General features: G+C 63.7%; 14 protein-coding genes. 6 read left to right on the top strand and 8 right to left on the bottom strand.

All coding sequences use genetic code 11. The annotated features are described in order from the left end of the window. The first annotated feature begins 224 nt into the window (after nt 1-224). Together AC0L27_RS00800 and AC0L27_RS00795 are read left to right on the top strand one after the other, a co-directional pair. On the top strand, nt 225-1,274 hold the full coding sequence (locus AC0L27_RS00800) for a hydroxyacid dehydrogenase (RefSeq protein WP_354206694.1): 1,050 nt from the start codon (nt 225-227) through the stop codon (nt 1,272-1,274). A 184-nt stretch (nt 1,275-1,458) separates the two neighbouring features. Beyond that, entirely contained in the window at nt 1,459-1,671 is a 213-nt protein-coding gene (locus AC0L27_RS00795; RefSeq protein WP_007608382.1) for a hypothetical protein, read from the top strand. 58 nt (nt 1,672-1,729) lie between these two features. Here the strand turns inward: AC0L27_RS00795 and AC0L27_RS00790 are convergent, their stop codons facing one another. From AC0L27_RS00790 to AC0L27_RS00775, 4 genes are all read right to left on the bottom strand, one after another. Further along, nucleotides 1,730-3,931 (bottom strand): xanthine dehydrogenase family protein molybdopterin-binding subunit, encoded by a 2,202-nt coding sequence (locus AC0L27_RS00790; RefSeq protein WP_473317840.1) that lies wholly within the window; start codon nt 3,929-3,931, stop codon nt 1,730-1,732. Nucleotides 3,932-3,938: 7 nt separating this feature from the next. Beyond that, on the bottom strand, nt 3,939-4,955 hold the full coding sequence (locus AC0L27_RS00785) for an FAD binding domain-containing protein (protein WP_275167684.1): 1,017 nt from the start codon (nt 4,953-4,955) through the stop codon (nt 3,939-3,941). Continuing rightward, nucleotides 4,952-5,443 carry a (2Fe-2S)-binding protein gene (locus AC0L27_RS00780; RefSeq protein WP_354206689.1) on the bottom strand — a complete coding sequence of 164 codons (492 nt, stop codon included), beginning with the start codon at nt 5,441-5,443 and terminating at the stop codon, nt 4,952-4,954. Before AC0L27_RS00780 ends, AC0L27_RS00785 begins: the two co-directional genes overlap by 4 nt. Before the next feature lie 149 nt (nt 5,444-5,592). Next, nucleotides 5,593-6,072 carry an Lrp/AsnC family transcriptional regulator gene (locus tag AC0L27_RS00775; protein WP_354206687.1) on the bottom strand — a complete coding sequence of 160 codons (480 nt, stop codon included), beginning with the start codon at nt 6,070-6,072 and terminating at the stop codon, nt 5,593-5,595. Nucleotides 6,073-6,205: 133 nt separating this feature from the next. Between AC0L27_RS00775 and ald the strand changes: the two genes are divergently transcribed. Continuing rightward, complete coding sequence (gene ald / locus AC0L27_RS00770) at nt 6,206-7,321, top strand: alanine dehydrogenase (protein ID WP_354206685.1); 1,116 nt, start codon at nt 6,206-6,208, stop codon at nt 7,319-7,321. Nucleotides 7,322-7,330: 9 nt separating this feature from the next. On the opposite strand, the gene AC0L27_RS00765 is transcribed toward ald, so the two are convergent. From AC0L27_RS00765 to AC0L27_RS00750, 4 genes are read right to left on the bottom strand one after another with little or no spacing between them, the layout of a single operon-like run. Next, the gene (locus tag AC0L27_RS00765; protein WP_354206683.1) at nt 7,331-7,966 is read right to left on the bottom strand and encodes a 2-hydroxychromene-2-carboxylate isomerase; all 636 of its coding nucleotides are present in this window, start codon (nt 7,964-7,966) and stop codon (nt 7,331-7,333) included. Nucleotides 7,967-7,984: 18 nt separating this feature from the next. Further along, nucleotides 7,985-9,895 (bottom strand): flavin-containing monooxygenase, encoded by a 1,911-nt coding sequence (locus tag AC0L27_RS00760; RefSeq protein WP_473317837.1) that lies wholly within the window; start codon nt 9,893-9,895, stop codon nt 7,985-7,987. Next, complete coding sequence (locus AC0L27_RS00755) at nt 9,892-10,539, bottom strand: TetR/AcrR family transcriptional regulator (RefSeq protein WP_354056071.1); 648 nt, start codon at nt 10,537-10,539, stop codon at nt 9,892-9,894. Before AC0L27_RS00755 ends, AC0L27_RS00760 begins: the two co-directional genes overlap by 4 nt. Then, nucleotides 10,536-12,029, bottom strand: coding sequence for an AMP-binding protein (locus AC0L27_RS00750; RefSeq protein ID WP_354206679.1), 1,494 nt, complete (start codon nt 12,027-12,029; stop codon nt 10,536-10,538). Before AC0L27_RS00750 ends, AC0L27_RS00755 begins: the two co-directional genes overlap by 4 nt. Before the next feature lie 168 nt (nt 12,030-12,197). Between AC0L27_RS00750 and AC0L27_RS00745 the strand changes: the two genes are divergently transcribed. The 3 genes from AC0L27_RS00745 (at nt 12,198) to AC0L27_RS00735 (ending at nt 15,463) form a co-directional block, all read left to right on the top strand. Then, nucleotides 12,198-13,457, top strand: coding sequence for an ABC transporter substrate-binding protein (locus AC0L27_RS00745; RefSeq protein ID WP_275167676.1), 1,260 nt, complete (start codon nt 12,198-12,200; stop codon nt 13,455-13,457). Nucleotides 13,458-13,544: 87 nt separating this feature from the next. Continuing rightward, a complete protein-coding gene (locus AC0L27_RS00740) occupies nt 13,545-14,447 on the top strand; it encodes a branched-chain amino acid ABC transporter permease (protein ID WP_275167675.1) in 903 nt (300 codons plus the stop codon). Continuing rightward, the gene (locus tag AC0L27_RS00735) at nt 14,444-15,463 is read left to right on the top strand and encodes a branched-chain amino acid ABC transporter permease (protein ID WP_354206676.1); all 1,020 of its coding nucleotides are present in this window, start codon (nt 14,444-14,446) and stop codon (nt 15,461-15,463) included. The genes AC0L27_RS00740 and AC0L27_RS00735 overlap by 4 nt, the downstream gene beginning before the upstream one ends. The last annotated feature ends 2 nt before the right edge of the window (nt 15,464-15,465 follow it).

Genomic DNA, 15,465 nt, shown 5'->3' with positions numbered 1-15,465 from the left:
ATGGCCTTAGGCTCGTGTCGGCCGTCGCGGCGGTCTGCCGAACTTGACGCAGGCAGCGGGATTGTCAACATGTCCGGGCTGCACCGTGATCTGCGCCAGACGGCCTGCCGCGGCCGCTTGCGCCGTGTCATAAGCGGCAATAACAAGAGAACGGAGGAACGCATGAAAGGAGCGCGCGCCGCGCTGGCCCTGCGGATCTCCAGGAGAGAGCCGGAAAGGTCCTTATGTCCGTCAACAGCAAGCGCGTCTTCTACGTCAAATATCTGGCCAATCCAATCTATATCGACATTCTGAAGGCGCGGCCCGACGTCCGGCTCGATCGCATCGAGAACGAGAGTCCTAGGGAATATTTCGCGCCGATCATCGAAGCGGCTCATGTCTACCAGATCGGCGCCGCCCGCGACGAATTGGCCCCGCACTTCCATGTCGGTGCTGCCTTCCTGAAGCGCGCGCCGAACCTGCTGCTCGTCTCCAGCAACGGCGCGGGATTCGATCCTGTCGACGTCGAGGCCTGCACCGATGCCGGCGTGCTGGTCGTCAACCAGTCCGGCGGTAACGCCCACTCGGTCGCCGAGCATGCGCTGGCGATGATGCTGACGCTGTCCAAGCGTATCATCCAGTCCGACCGCAAGCTGCGCAGGGAGGCCAACGTCAACCGCAACGAACTCGTCGGCAACGAGATCGAGCACAAGACCGTCGGCATCATCGGCCTCGGCAATGTCGGTCGCCGCATCGCCGCACTGTGCAAGGGCCTGTTCGGCATGAAGGTACTGGCCTACGATCCGTACCTGACGGCCGAGGTGATGGCCGAACGGGGTGGCGAGAAGGTCGAGCTCGACGAGCTCTTGCGCCGCGCCGACTTCGTCTCGATCTCCTGTCCGCTCGACAAGGGCAGCCGCAACATGATCAGCGTGCGCGAGTTTGGGTTGATGCAGCCGCATGCGTACTTTATCACCACGGCGCGCGGCTTCATCCACGATGAGGATGCGCTGCTCCGGGCCCTGCGCGACAAGCACATTGCGGGCGCCGGTCTCGACGTCTGGTCCAAGGAGCCGCCGCCGCCGGAGCATCCGCTGCTCCAACTCGACAACGTGCTGGCGAGCCCGCATACCGCGGGCGTCACGATCGAGGCGCGGCAGAACATGGGCCGCATCGCGGCCGAGCAGGTGCTGGATACGCTCGACGGCAAGCGCCCGCCGCGCATCATCAATCCGGAGGTCTGGCCACGCTATGCCGAGCGATTCAAGCATGCGTTTGGTGTGACGCCGGCGTAGTCGGCAGTCGCTTTGTCCTTCCGGGGTGCTACGCTCCTGCTGTCCATTTCCCGGTTAGCGCTACGCGCCACGGAATGATCGACGGGCGGGAACCGCGCCGCCTTTGATCCGCGTCAAAATCTCCCTCCCGCAATCCGGCTAAATGGGATTAGAGTGAGCGCGGCCGGGGCAGGCAGGAGGTCCCATGTCAACTTATGTGGTCAGGTTCATGAAGGACGTGCTCGGCCAGTACGGCCGGCAGATCGAGGTGTGCCAGGGCACGCTTGAGATCGACGCCTCCGACGAGGACGAAGCCAGAGAGCGGGCGAAGGCGAGGTTTTGCGAGGATCAGGCGCTGCACCACTGGTCGTTGCATGCCGACCGCATCCAGGTCAGACCGGCTGACTTTCCGTCGTGAGGCCTGGCGGCCGGGCCCCGTGAGGTGACGCTGGCGCCGAGCGGACCGCTGCACCGTCTCAGTCCAACAACTTGTCCAGTGTGATCGGGAAGCGGCGGATGCGTTTGCCGGTGGCGTGATAGACGGCGTTTGCGATCGCCGCCGGGACGCCGACGATGCCGATCTCGCCCAGTCCCTTGATGCCGAGCTTGTTGATACGATTGTCCGGCTCGTCGACGAAGATCACGTCGATATCGTGAACATCCGCATTCACCGGGATGTGGTACTCGGCGATGTTCGCGTTCATGATCCGGCCGAAGCGATGATCCATCACCGTCTCCTCGTGCAGGGCCATCCCGATCCCCCAGACCACGCTGCCCATGATTTGGCTGCGGCCGGTCTTGGTGTTGAGAATCCGCCCGGCCGCGACGGCGCTGACCACGCGCGTGACGCGAATGACGCCCAGCTCTTCGTCGACTTTGACCTCGGCAAAGACGGCTGAATGGGTATTGCGCGCGTGCTTCTTGTCCTCGTCGAACTGGTTGAGCTTTTCCTTCTCGATGCGTTCGACGCCGCCATGGCGCATCGCGTCGGCGATCGAGACCGCGCGTCTGGTGTCGCTGGCCCCGGCAATGCTGCCGTCGATCAGGACCGTATCGGCCAACTCGGCGCCGGCGAGCGGCGAGCCAGGGATTTTTCCGGCCAGACCTAACAGCTCCTTGCGCACCTCCTCGGCGGCTGCGAGCACCGCATGTGCGCTCGAGGCAGCCATCCAGGAGCCGCCCTCGACGGGCGCCTGGGGCAGACTGGAATCTGCGAGCCTGACGCTGATGTTCTCGATCGGCAGGCCGAGTGCGTCGGCTGCGACCTGAGCCACAATGGTGTAGGTGCCGGTGCCGATGTCGGATGCGGCGCATGACACCTCGGCATGTCCGTTCGACGTCAGCACGATACGGACGGCGACCGGCATCTGCAGTGCTTCCCACACGCCCGTCGCCATGCCCCAGCCGACCAGATCCTTGCCGTCGCGCATCGAGCGAGGCGCAGGATTGCGTCTGCTCCAGCCGAAGGCGTCCGCGCCGCGCGCGTAGCATTCGCGCAACTGCTTGCTGGTGTAGGGCAGGTTTTCGCTCTGGTCCCGGTCCGAGTAGCACTTCAACCGCAGTTCGACCGGGTCGAGCTTGAGCGCGACGGCGAGCTCGTCCATGGCGCATTCGAGCGCGCAGACGCCCGACGCCGCGCCCGGTGCGCGCATGTCGCACGGCGTGGAGACGTCAAGGTGGACGAGCTTATGGGAGAAGCGGCTGCTCGGGCTCTTGTAGAGCTGTTCGGCCCAGCCGGTATCGTTGCGTGCAAAATCCTCATAGCGCGAGGTGACGGCAATGGCCTCGTGCGTGATCGCGTCGAGCGTACCATCGGATTTTGCGCCCAGCCCGACGCGCTCGATGGTCATCGGCCGATAGCCGAGCCCGTACATCTGCTGCCGCGTCAGCACGACGCGCACGGACCGCTTCAGCGCGAGCGCGCCGAGCGTTGCCAACACCACCTGATATTGCGGCCGCAAGCCGGAGCCGAAGGCGCCGCCGACGTATGGCGAGGCCACCCGAATGTCATCCGGCTTCTTGTCGAACACGCCGCATAGAAACTTGTGGACGTTCTGGACGCCTTGGGTCTTGTCGTAGATCGTGAGCTTGCCATTGTCGTCCCAGACCGCCGTGGTCGCATAGAGCTCCATCGGGTTGTGATGCTCGGTCGGTATCACGTAGTCCGCCTCGTGGCGCACATCAGCTCCCGCAAGGGCGGCTGCGGCGTCGCCCCGCGGCTTGTGCGGCTTGTCCTTTTCGGCAGCGTTGCTGCGCTCGCCTTCGAGGTCGGTCGCAAAACTATGTTGCTCATATTCGACCCGCACCAGCGTCGCGGCGAATTTCGCGGTTTCCCAGTCCTCCGCCACGACCAGCGCGATCGGTTGGCCATTGAACCTGATCGTGTCATCATAAAGCGGACGGAAGGGCGACCCATCCGGTGCAACCTCGTCCTTCCACGCCTCGTCCTTGTCGACCAGCGGCGGACGGTTCGCATGCGTGAGCACGTCGAGCACGCCCTTGACCTGCTGTGCCGTATTGGTGTCGAGGCGGACAATGCGCCCGCATGAAATGGTGGCCTCGACAACGAAGCCATGGAGGAGCCTGTCGGCCGGGAATTCGCCGGCGTATTTGGCGGCCCCCGTGACCTTGGCCCGTCCGTCGACACGCGACGTTGGCGTTCCGACATAAGCGTTCATAGGGTCCTCACGCGATCTTCTTGTGAGCCTGGGATTGCGGCGTGGCATTTGCCGCCTGTGTCAGTGTGCGCACGATGGCGCGGCGTGCGAGCTCGACCTTGAAGCCGTTATGCGAGCGGGTCGTTGCTCCCTGAAGCAAGAGATCCGCGGCGTGTGAGAAGTGATCGGGCGTCGCGGCCTGGCCGCGCAACGCAGCTTCCGCCTCGAGGCTGCGCCAGGGCTTGTGAGCCACGCCGCCGAGCGCCACGCGTGCCCCGCCGATCGCGTTGCCCTCCAATTCGAGTGCGGCGGCAACCGAGACCAGAGCAAAAGCATAGGACATCCGGTCGCGAATTTTCAGGTAGCTGTAGTTTTGAGCAAAGCCGCGCGGCGGCAGCTCGATCGCCGTGATGATCTCACCGGTGCCGAGATTGGTATCGACATGAGGCTTGTCGCCGGGCAGCCGATGGAAATCGGTCAGCGCGATGGTGCGTTCGCCGGATGGGCCGGCGATGTGCACTAGCGCATCGAGCGCGGCAAGCGCCACGCTCATATCGGATGGATTGGTCGCGATGCAGGCGGCGCTCGTACCCAGGATCGCATGGTTGCGGTTGAGGCCGTCCATCGCCGAGCAGCCGCTGCCGGGATGTCGCTTGTTGCAGGGCGTGGCCGTGTCATAGAAATAGGCGCAGCGCGTTCGCTGCATCAGATTGCCGCCGACCGACGCCATGTTGCGCAGTTGCGCCGAGGCGCCGGCCAGAATGGCGCTGGCGAGCAGGGGATAGCGCTGCTCGATCAATGGATGGTAGGCGAGGTCCGAGTTCGGCACCAGGGCGCCGATGCGCAAGGACCCGTCGGGGGTCTCCTCGACCTTGCGGAGCGGCAGGCGGGAAATGTCGATCAGCCGGGTGGGGCGCTCGACATTCTCCTTCATCAGGTCGATCAGATTGGTGCCCCCGGCAATCAGTTTGGCGCCGGGATCGGCGGCGAGCAGGCGGATCGCGTCGGCGACATCAGTGGCTCGGGCGTACTGAAAGTTGTTCATGGCTGGCCCATTGCCTGCTGGATGGCGGCGACGATGTTCGGATAGGCGCCGCAGCGGCAGAGGTTTCCGCTCATCAGCTCCCGGATCTCGTCGGCATCGTGGACATGGCCTTCGACGAGCAGTCCGGCCGCCGAGCATATTTGTCCCGGCGTGCAATAGCCGCACTGGAAGGCGTCATGGTCGATGAAAGCCTGTTGGAGGGGATGCAGCGCGCCGTCTTTGGCAAGACCTTCGACGGTCGTGATCTCGGCGCCGTCCTTCATGACGGCGAGCGTGAGGCAGGAATTGACGCGCCGGCCATCCACCAGCACCGTGCAGGCGCCGCACTGACCATGGTCGCAGCCCTTCTTGGTGCCGCTCAGCGCAAGATGGTCCCGCAAGGCGTCGAGCAGCGTGGTCCATGGCACGAGATCGAGCGTGTGACTGACGCCGTTGACGACAAGATGGATCGGGATTCGTTCGGAAATCTGATGCGTGACATCGCCCATGTCCTGCTCCCTGCGACGGCGACCGTGCCGGACATCAGCCGTGTTGACGCGGGGGCACGCCTCCGCCGGCCAATAGCGCCCAACGGACCACCGACCGGTTGGTTCCTTTTGCTTCCTTGCCGATAGTTCGCCTGTCCGAGAGGTTGCGATCAGCGCTTTGCTTCGCCGAACACCACATTCGGCACGGCGCGGTCGACAACCTCGCGGAGCGCGAAGCTCGATTGTACCCGCGCAACGCGCGGCAGGCGCGACAGCTCCATGCGGTGGATGCGCTCGAAATCCTGGATGTCGCGGGCGAGCACGATCAGGATGTAGTCGTCGGTCCCCGACATCAGGAAGCAGCGCACGACGGACGGGCATTTCACCACCTCCGCCTCGAACGCCTTTAGCGCCTCGTCGCTTTGGCTTTCCAGCGCGATACGGACCAGCACCGTGGTAGTGAGGCCGAATTGTGCGAGGTCGAGCGTAGCCTGATAGCCCTGGATGTAGCCGTCGTCTTCCAGCGCCTTCTGCCGCCGCCCGAGCGCGGTGCTGGACAGGCCAACCTTGTTGGCGAGCTCGGTGTGGCTGGCCCGCGCATTGGTCGTGAGTTCCGCGAGGATGGCGAGATCTTTCCGGTCGAGGGCCAAAGTTTCGTTTCCAGCGTGAAAGGGCGTTTGCGCGCCGGAAGCCGGCGCAGGGAGGCCAAAGCTAGCGGATATTTGCACGAAACCAAACCGGGCACGCCGCTACAATCATGAGGTGAATCAAAAGGAGCCCAGGATGCGCGTCGGTGTGCCCAAGGAGATCAAAGTGCAGGAATATCGCGTCGGGCTCACCCCCGGTGCGGTCCGCGAATATGTCGCGGCGGGGCACGAGGTGACGGTCGAAGCCGGTGCGGGCGGCGGCATCGGCGCCTCCGACGAAGTCTACCGGCGGGCAGGGGCCATCATAGCCGAAAGCGCTCGCGACATCTTCGCGAAGTCCGACATGATCGTGAAGGTGAAGGAGCCCCAGAAAAGCGAGTGGGCCCAGCTCCGCGAAAACCAGATCCTGTTCACTTATCTCCATCTTGCGCCGGATCCCGAACAGGCCCGGGGTTTGCTTGCCTCCGGCTGCACTGCGATCGCCTATGAAACCGTCACCGACGCGGCCGGTCACCTCCCCCTGCTTGCGCCGATGAGCGAAGTCGCCGGCCGCCTTGCCATCGAGGCTGCCGGCGCCGCGCTCAAGCGCTCGGTTGGCGGCCGCGGGCTGCTGCTGGGCGGCGTTCCCGGCGTGCAGTCGGCGCGGGTCGTCGTGCTCGGCGGCGGCGTGGTGGGAACGCAAGCCGCCCGCATGGCCGCGGGCCTTGGCGCCGAAGTCACCGTGATCGACCGTTCGATTCCTCGATTGCGGGAGCTTGACGATCTCTTTGCCGGGCGCGTGCGCACCCGCTTCTCCACCATCGAGTCGGTCGAGGAGGAGGTGTTCGCTGCCGACGTCGTGATCGGCGCTGTGCTGGTGCCGGGCGCGAGTGCGCCCAAGCTCGTCACGCGCGCGATGTTGACATCGATGCGACCGGGCGCCGTGCTGGTCGACGTCGCGATCGATCAGGGCGGTTGCTTCGAGACCTCGCACCCGACCACGCATGCCGATCCGACCTATCTGGTTGACGGCATCGTGCATTATTGCGTGGCTAACATGCCCGGCGCGGTGCCGGTGACGTCGAGTCAGGCGCTGAACAACGCGACGCTGCCGTTCGGCTTGATGCTCGCGAACAAGGGTTTTGCCGCGGTGTTGGAAAATCCACATCTGCGCAACGGGCTGAATGTGTATCGCGGCCGCATCGCCAACAAGGCGGTGGCCGAAAGCCTCGGGCTGGAGTTTGCTCCGGTCGAGAGTGGGCTGGCGGCGTAGCGTTGCTGCTCATACCGGCTTGCGATGGCGGCTGCCGAGCGCGGCCTCGATCGTCTCGGGATGTTTGATGCGTTCGATCAGCATGTCAATGCGGTCGCCACCCCAGAACAGCTCGCCGTTGAACACCATGGTCGGGACGCCGAACACGCCGAGCGCTTCGGCCTCGTCGATGATGCGGTCGTGTTCGGCGCGGGCAGGGCCGTGGACGTAGGCTTCGAACTCACCGGCTGAGCCACCGCAGGACATGATGACGTCGGTGATTGCGGCGAGATCGTCGATCTCGAGCTCATGGCTCCAGAACCGACGAAACACCGTGTCGTGATACGGACGGAAGAAGCCGTGCTGTTGGGCGAACAGCATGCCGACGCTGGAATAGAACGCGTCGTAGATCCGCCGAGGCCCTTTCATGACGAGCCCTTGCGCATTGGCATAGCGCCGGGCGTCCATATAGGCGTAGCGGACCTTGCGCCAGAAATGCGGCGTGCGCTCTTCCACGGTCCCCATGAATTCGGCAACGCGCAGCGTATAGGGCAGCCATTCGAGCTCGACGCCGTGCGTCTCCTGCAGTTCGAACAGGCGCTTGTTGGCTACGAACGCGTAGGGGCTCTTGTAGTCAGTGTAGATACGCACGTGGGGCTTCGGCATGACAGCTCCCTCCCTAGCTCACGCCTTCGTCAGCTTGTAGTGCCGCAGATCCGGATCATGCGTCATGCGCCAGTAATCCACGAATCGCCAGGGCATCGCGGAAAACACGCGGCCGCTCGAATTGCGATAGTACGTGCTCATGCCGGGATGAGTCCAGATCATTGCCTCGTGCTCGGCATCGACCTTCTGGACGTAGTCGTCCAGTACTTCCTTGCGGAGATCGATCGCGGCGACGTCGTGCTCGATCATGGCGGCGAGGCAGGCGGAGATGTAGCGGCTTTGGCATTCCGACTGGAAGATGACGCTGCCCCCATGCGCGGGACCGGAATTGGGGCCGAGCATGCAGAAGAAATTGGGAAAACCGGGGACGGTAAGGCCGAGAAACGCGGTCGGATTGTCGTTGCCCCAGGCCTCGCGCAAATCCTTGCCGTCGCGGCCGCTGATGTTGAGGCGCGCGGCCATCTCCGTGACCTTGAAGCCGGTGGCGACCACGATCGTGTCGGCGGGGCGATGCTTGCCGTCCGCGGTGACGATGCCGCTCTGTTCAAAATGATCGATCGCGTCGGTGACGAGCTCGACGTTCGGGCGCGTCAGGGTTTTGAACCAGTTGTTGTCGAGCAAAATGCGCTTGCCATAGGGCGGATAGGTCGGGACGCATTTTTCGATCAGGTCCCGTCGGTCCTTCAATTCCGATCGAATGAAATCGGTCAGTTCCTGACGATGCCGGTCGTTGCCCTTGTTGACGGCGCGTTCCGGATGCGGCCAGGCCGGGTCCTTGCGCAGGAAGGGCAATAGCCCGTCGCCATAGCGCCAGAACATGTTGAAGCGATACCATTGCAGATAGAAGGGCAGATGTGCGAGCAGCCAGCGCGCGCCTTCGCTGATGGGGTCGGCATACCCTTTCACCGGCCGCGCCCATTGCGCGCTGCGCTGATAGATCGTGACCGAGGCGACACGGTCGGCAATCGCCGGCACGAGCTGCATCGATGTCGCGCCGGTGCCGATCACGGCGACATGCTTGCCGTCGAGTTTGATGTCATCGGACCACAGCGCGGAATGCAGGATCGTTCCCTCGAAGTCTTCCTCGCCCCTGAAGCTGGCGCGAGAGGGATCGTTGAGCTGGCCGATCGCCGAGACCAGCGCGGTGGATTCGAACGTTTCCTCGCCATTCTCGGTCCTGAGCGTCGAGATCCAGCGCCGCTTGCCTTCGTCCCAATGCGACGAGGTCAGCTCGGTGTTGACGCGCAGATGCTTGCGGAGGCCGTACTCGTCGGCGACCTTGACCAAATATCCATGCAACTCCTCGCGCTGGCAGAAGTAGCGGGTCCAGGCATTGCCCGAGCCGAACGAGTAGGAATAGGAGTGGTTCGGCGTGTCGACGCCGCAGCCGGGATAGCGGTTGATCCACCAAGTGCCGCCGAGCTCCTCATTCTTCTCGACGATGGTGTAGGGAATGCCGAGATGGCCGAGTGCGACGGCGAGCGCGATGGCACAGACGCCGGCACCCACGATCAGCACATGCTGCTCGGCGAGTTGTTGGTCTGAAGGGCGCTTGGTCCAGCGCGTTTCGCGCGGCACGAAACCCATCTCCTCGCGCATCAGGGGCGCATATTCCGGCGAGACATTCTCGCCGAGACAGGCGCGCATCATCTTTAGCAATAGCTCCTCGCCGGGATCGGTGATCACGGGCTTAGGCGTGCCGCCGGCAAAGAGCTTGACGACCGCGGCGCGGATCTCATCCTGGATCTCCCGGGGCACGCCGGCTTCGGGATCGGGAATGAGGCGGATGTCGCGCTTTGGCAGATAAGGCGGTTCCAGCCATCGTTCGTCGCCGGTCATGTGCACCAGCACCATCAGCAGGCAGCGGATGTCCCCTTCTGCAATCGCCGAGGTGAGGTCGATCGCCTTGTGCGGAGATTCGATGTTCATGGCGTGTCCTGATCTCCGGATGCAGTGAAGAGGCCGCGCGTCATCAGCTTGCGATAGGCGGAGATGACGTGGTCGGGAACAGCGGTGACACCATCGGCGGAATAGGAGTAGCGGCGGCTGAGATAGCCGCGCGAGCCCATCAGCATGTGGACGATCGCCTCGAACTCCTCGTCGCTGTAATTCTCGATCGCGCCTGAACGTCGCGCGCGACGCAAAATGCGGACATAGGCGACCGAGATGTTGTCGAGATGCTTCTGGTAGCCGTGGGGTGCGAAGAATTCGGCCTCGTTGAGGATCCGCAGAAATTCCGGGACCTCGCGGATGAAGTCGAAGAAGGCGGAGAAGCGCGCGATCTCCTGCCGTGCTGCATCCGCCGTGCCGGTGCGGGCGCGGATGAACTCGACCATGTCGAGGCCGATCTTCGGCAGCAGCTGATCGAGCAGCTCCTGACGGTTCTCGAAATGATTGTAGAAGGTACCTTGCGCGACGCCAGCCTCCTCGGTGATGCGCGCAACGGAGGCCTCGGCATAGCCGTGCTTGCCGACGATTTTCGTGGCGGCCTCGAAGATCTTCTGCTTGGTCCAGGCGTTGCGCTCGACGCGGTTGAGCTTTGTGACTTTCTCGGTGGCGGGGCCTCGCGTCATGCCACGGTCTCCAGTTCAGCGCGCAGCACGCGCTTGAGAATTTTTCCGGACGGATTGCGCGGCAGGCTGGCGCGGATGATGAGCTGTTTCGGTACCTTGAAGCTCGCCAGCCGTAACTGGCAATGCTCGATGAGGGCCGCGAGCTCGAGGCTCGCGCCTTCGGCCAGCACGACGATCGCGATCGGCCGCTCACCCCAGCGCGGATCGCGCAGGCCGATCACCGCGACCTCGCGCACCTCGGGCAAATCGTAGATGACACGCTCGACCTCGGAGGATGCGATGTTCTCGCCGCCGGAGATGATCATGTCCTTCTTGCGGTCGGTCAAATACAGGAAGCCGTCGTCGTCGAGATAGCCGACGTCGCCGCTGCGAAACCACTCGCCGAAGAAGGCTGACGCAGTCTTCTCCGGATCCTTCCAATAGCCGCGCATGATCTTCGGTCCGCGCAGGCAGATCTCGCCATTGACGTTTGGCGGCAGCTTGTTGCCGTCCTCATCGCGGATCTCGATCTCGACGTGAGCAATGGCGCGCCCGGTGGACCCGATCTTCTCGATTTCGCGGCCGGCGTCCATGAAGGTGTCGCCGCCGACGGTCTCGGTTAGGCCGTAGGCGTCGATGTAGCGCGCATTTCGAAAATAATCGGAGAAGGCGCTGATACGCAGTTCAGGCGTCTTCTCGCCGCCGCCGATCGCCCATTTCAGGCTCGACACGTCGTAGCGGTTACGCATCGTGCAGGTGAGCATCGCCGTGGTCATGACAGGCGCGAACCATGCGGCATTGAGCTTGTCTTCCGCGATTGCCGCAAGCGCGCTCTCCGGTTCGAAAGAGCGCTCGATATGGATGAAGCCGCCATGCCAGAGCACGGCGATGCCGGGCAAATCGAGCGCGCCGACGTGATAGAGCGGGCCGACGACGAGAAGGCGCGTCTCCGCGCTCAAGCCCAGTGCGATCGTCTGGTCCGCCGACTTCCAGTAGAAATTATCGTAACTGAGCATCACCCCCTTAGGGCGGTCGGTAGTGCCCGAGGTGTACATCAGACGCATCAGGTCGGACGGCTGGCGGACGTTCATCGGCGCGGCCGCAGAGTCGCCGGCGAGGCACGTCACGCTCTGCTGTGCTGCCTCGTCGAGTATGACAACTCGCGCTCCAGCGGCATCCACAGCCAATTCTTCATCGGCAATCAACAGGCGAGCACCGGCATCGCCAGTGATGTAGCCGACCTCATCGCGCGAGAGGCGGAAGTTGATCGGTAAAAACACCGCGCCGAGATGGCTTGTGGCAAAGACGAGTTCCAGGAAGGCTGCACTGTTCTTCATCAGCACGGCTACGACGTCGCCGGCGCCGATGCCTTGTGCCGCGAGCCAGCCGGCCACCTTCCGCACGCGCGCGTCGAAGACCGCATAGGAGATCTCCTCGCCGCGATATTTCAGCGCAGGCCGGTCGGGCGTGCGCCGGGCATGAAAGGCAACGAAGCTCGACAGGTTGATCATTTGCGGGGTTTGGGCCGATGGCCGGCGCCGTTTCCTGTATAATGAATTCTGACTCATAATTCATGTTCGGCTTGACGTCACCCCCTGCCTCTGAAATCCTTGGGAACACGGAGACGAGAGATCTCCGGCTGGGATCAGGACACGCCGACCCGACAGAGGGAGGGAAAAATGACGAGAACCCGCACGCCGGGCATCAGCCGCCGTTCAACATTGGCGCTGATGGGCGCCGGTGCGATGAGTGTTGCCGCGCCGTGGGTGGCGCGCGCGCAAGCCAAGACCATCAAGATCGGCATGCCGACGATCTTGTCGGGCCGGGTCGCGCAGCTCGGCACGTCGTCCCGCAACGCGGTGATGCTCGAGGTCGACAAGGTCAACGCAGCCGGCGGGCTCGCTGGGCGGCAGATCGAAATGGTGATCCGCGACTCCAAGGGCCAGCCGCAGGAAGCTGCCCGCGTCGCGCGCGAACTCGTCAACACTGACGGCTGCGAGTGGCTGATCGACGGCGAGGCTTCGTCCGGATCGTTCGCGGTGCACGAGGTGGCGCGCGATCTCGGCGTGCTCTGTGTCCACACCTGCTCGGAAGCGTCGTCGCTGACGGCCGATCCGAAGCAGCACGTTCCAAACGCGTTCCGCTGCGTGCGCCAGGGCATTCACGATTCCATCGTCGGCGGCAGCTATGCGGCTGCGATCTCGAAAGCCAAGGGCCTGAAAAAATGGGCGACCTGCTCGCCCGATTATGCCTATGGCCGCGACACCACCGGCGAGTTCACGCTGTATCTGAAGCGCTTCGCGCCGGATGTCGAGATCATCAGCGAGTCCTGGCCCAAACTGTTTCAGCCCGACTATACCGAAGTGGTGACCAAGATTTTGCAGGCCAAGCCGCAGGCGCTGTACTCCTGCTTATGGGGCGGCGATCTGACCTCCTATATCGACCAGGCTAACATCTACGCGATGTTCGGCCAGATGGAGGTGTTTGCCGTCAATATGGCCGACTACACCGCGCTCACCGTGGTGAAGAACCTACCCAAGGGCATCCATTCCGGCAATCGCTACATCAAGTCGTTCCCGACCACGCCGGAAAATGCGGCCTGGGGCGATGCCTACAAGGCCAAGTACAACGAATATCCGACCAACTGGTCGTGGCAGAACGCGACCGCGGTGATGTTCCTCGCCGAAGCCGCGAAGAAGGCCAATTCAACCGATGGCAAGAAGATCGCCGAGGTCTTGAAGGGCCTCACCATCAAGTGCCCGTTCGGCGCCGACGGCACCGTGACCATGCGCGGCGACGACCACACCCTTGTTGGCTACGCCATCGGCTGGGGCACCACGATCCCGCAGGAGCCCTATGTCCCCGAGGTCAAGGCCGGCGACTGGAAGACCATCTTCGAGCTCGAGGCCGAGTGGAAGAAGAGCAAGGGCTACACCTGATCGCCCGCGCGACGGAGGCGAGCGATCGCCTCCGTCTTCGTTTAGCTCTCCGCGCCGGGATCGGCGCACGACAATGAAAGTGCCCCCGTGGATCTCGACGCGCTTGCCGGCTGCCTCTCCAGCTCCGCTTGCCTGGTGACGCAAACCACCAGCGGCCTCATCATCGGCATGCTGCTGTTCCTGGTCGCGGTTGGGCTGACACTAATTTTTGGCGTGCTCAAGATCGTCAATTTCAGCCACGGCGCCTTCTACATGTTCGGCGCTTATTTCGCGATGACGGCCTATCAGCTCACGGGCAGCTTTGCACTCGCGATGCTTGCCGGTGCAGCTGGTACCGCGGTCCTTGGGTTGATCTTCGAGCGCGTCTTCATGAGCCGCGTCTATGGTGCCGATGTGCTGATGCAGCTGCTCGTCTGCTACGCCTTCGTGCTGATCTTCGATGATGTGGTGCGGCTGATCTGGGGGCCGGAATTCAGGTCGATGGGCATGCCCGCGGCGTTCCAGGTGATGCCGTTGTTCATCGCGGGTGGCGTCGTGCCGCCTTATTATCTGCTGCTGATCGGCGTGGCGCTGGTCGCGGCGATCGTGCTCGGTATTGGGCTCTCACGCAGCCGCATCGGCAAGGTGATCCGTGCCGCCGCGCACAATCCCGGCATGGTATCCGCGCTCGGAATCAACACCGGTCTGATCTACGGCGGCGTGTTCGCGCTCGGCGGGATGCTGGCCGGCCTCGCCGGCGCGCTCGCCGCACCAGTGCGTTCGCTGACCCCGGGCATGGGATTCTCGGTGCTGATCGAATCCTTCATCGTCACCGTGATCGGCGGCATGGGCTCGATTGTGGGCGCGCTGGTTGGCGCGTTGCTGCTCGGCCTGATCCGTTCGTTCGGCTCGCTCGGCTTTCCCCTGTTCACGGAAGGCCTGATGTATCTGTTCATGGTGATCGTGCTGGTCTCAAAGCCCACCGGCCTGTTCGGCAAGGAGGCGGCATGACCGAGCTGGAGGCCGGGCGCGCCGACAGGCTGGCGCCGGTGCGCAGCGTCGCCGCGCTTCAACGCTATCGCGATGCCCTCATCGCGCTGATCGCCTTCGCCGTGCTGGCCAGTTTGCCGCTGTTGACTGACAGCAAGGCGCTGCTCGATTTCGTCATTCGCTGCTCCGCCTATGGCCTGTTCGCGACCTCGCTCAACCTGCTGGTCGGCTACACCGGGCTGACCTCGTTCGGCCACGGCATGTTCTTCGGCCTCGGGGCCTACAGTTTCGGCCTGATCATGCAGAAGCTCGGCGTGCCCATTCCGGTCGCGTTCGTCGCGACGCTGGCGATCACTGCGTTCGTCGCAGCTGTTATCGGCGCCATCTGCGTGCGGCTGAAGGAGATCTACTTCGCCTTCGTCACGCTGGCGTTCCAGATGCTGATCCACTCGACCATCCTGTCCTGGGCCTCCTTCACCGGCGGCGACCAGGGCCTGCGCGGCGGCATTCCGCGGCCCACATTTCTCGGCGTCAATCTCGCCAATCATGTCCATCTCTACATCGCGAGCTGCGCGCTTCTCATCCTCGGCCTGCTGGCAATGCGCCAGATCGCGCAATCGCCCTTCGGCTACACGCTGCGCATGATCCGGGACAACGCTGCGCGCGCGAGCTTCCTCGGCATCGACGTCTGGCGCGCAAAGCTCACCGTGTTCGTGCTGGCGGCGCTGTTTGCCTCGATGGGCGGCATGGTGATGGCGCTGTTCGTCTCCGGCGCCTATCCCGAATTCGCCTATTGGACCATCTCGGGCGAGGGCATTTTCATCAACATGCTCGGCGGCGTCTCGACCTTCCTCGGGCCGATGGTCGGGACCGTACTGCTGCTGCTGCTCAACGACACAGTCACGCGATTCACCGAATACCACGGCATCGTGCTCGGCGTCGTCATCCTGTTCTTCGCGCTGGGCCTGCGCAAAGGCCTGCTGGATTTCGTCGCCGAATGGTACACGCACCGGCGCGATGCGGGCGAGGGGCGCTAGCC

It is taken from the genome of Bradyrhizobium sp. Ken51 (assembly GCF_055807435.1).
Note: the sequence above shows the minus strand (reverse complement) of the source record. Positions and strands in the feature narration are given on the sequence as shown.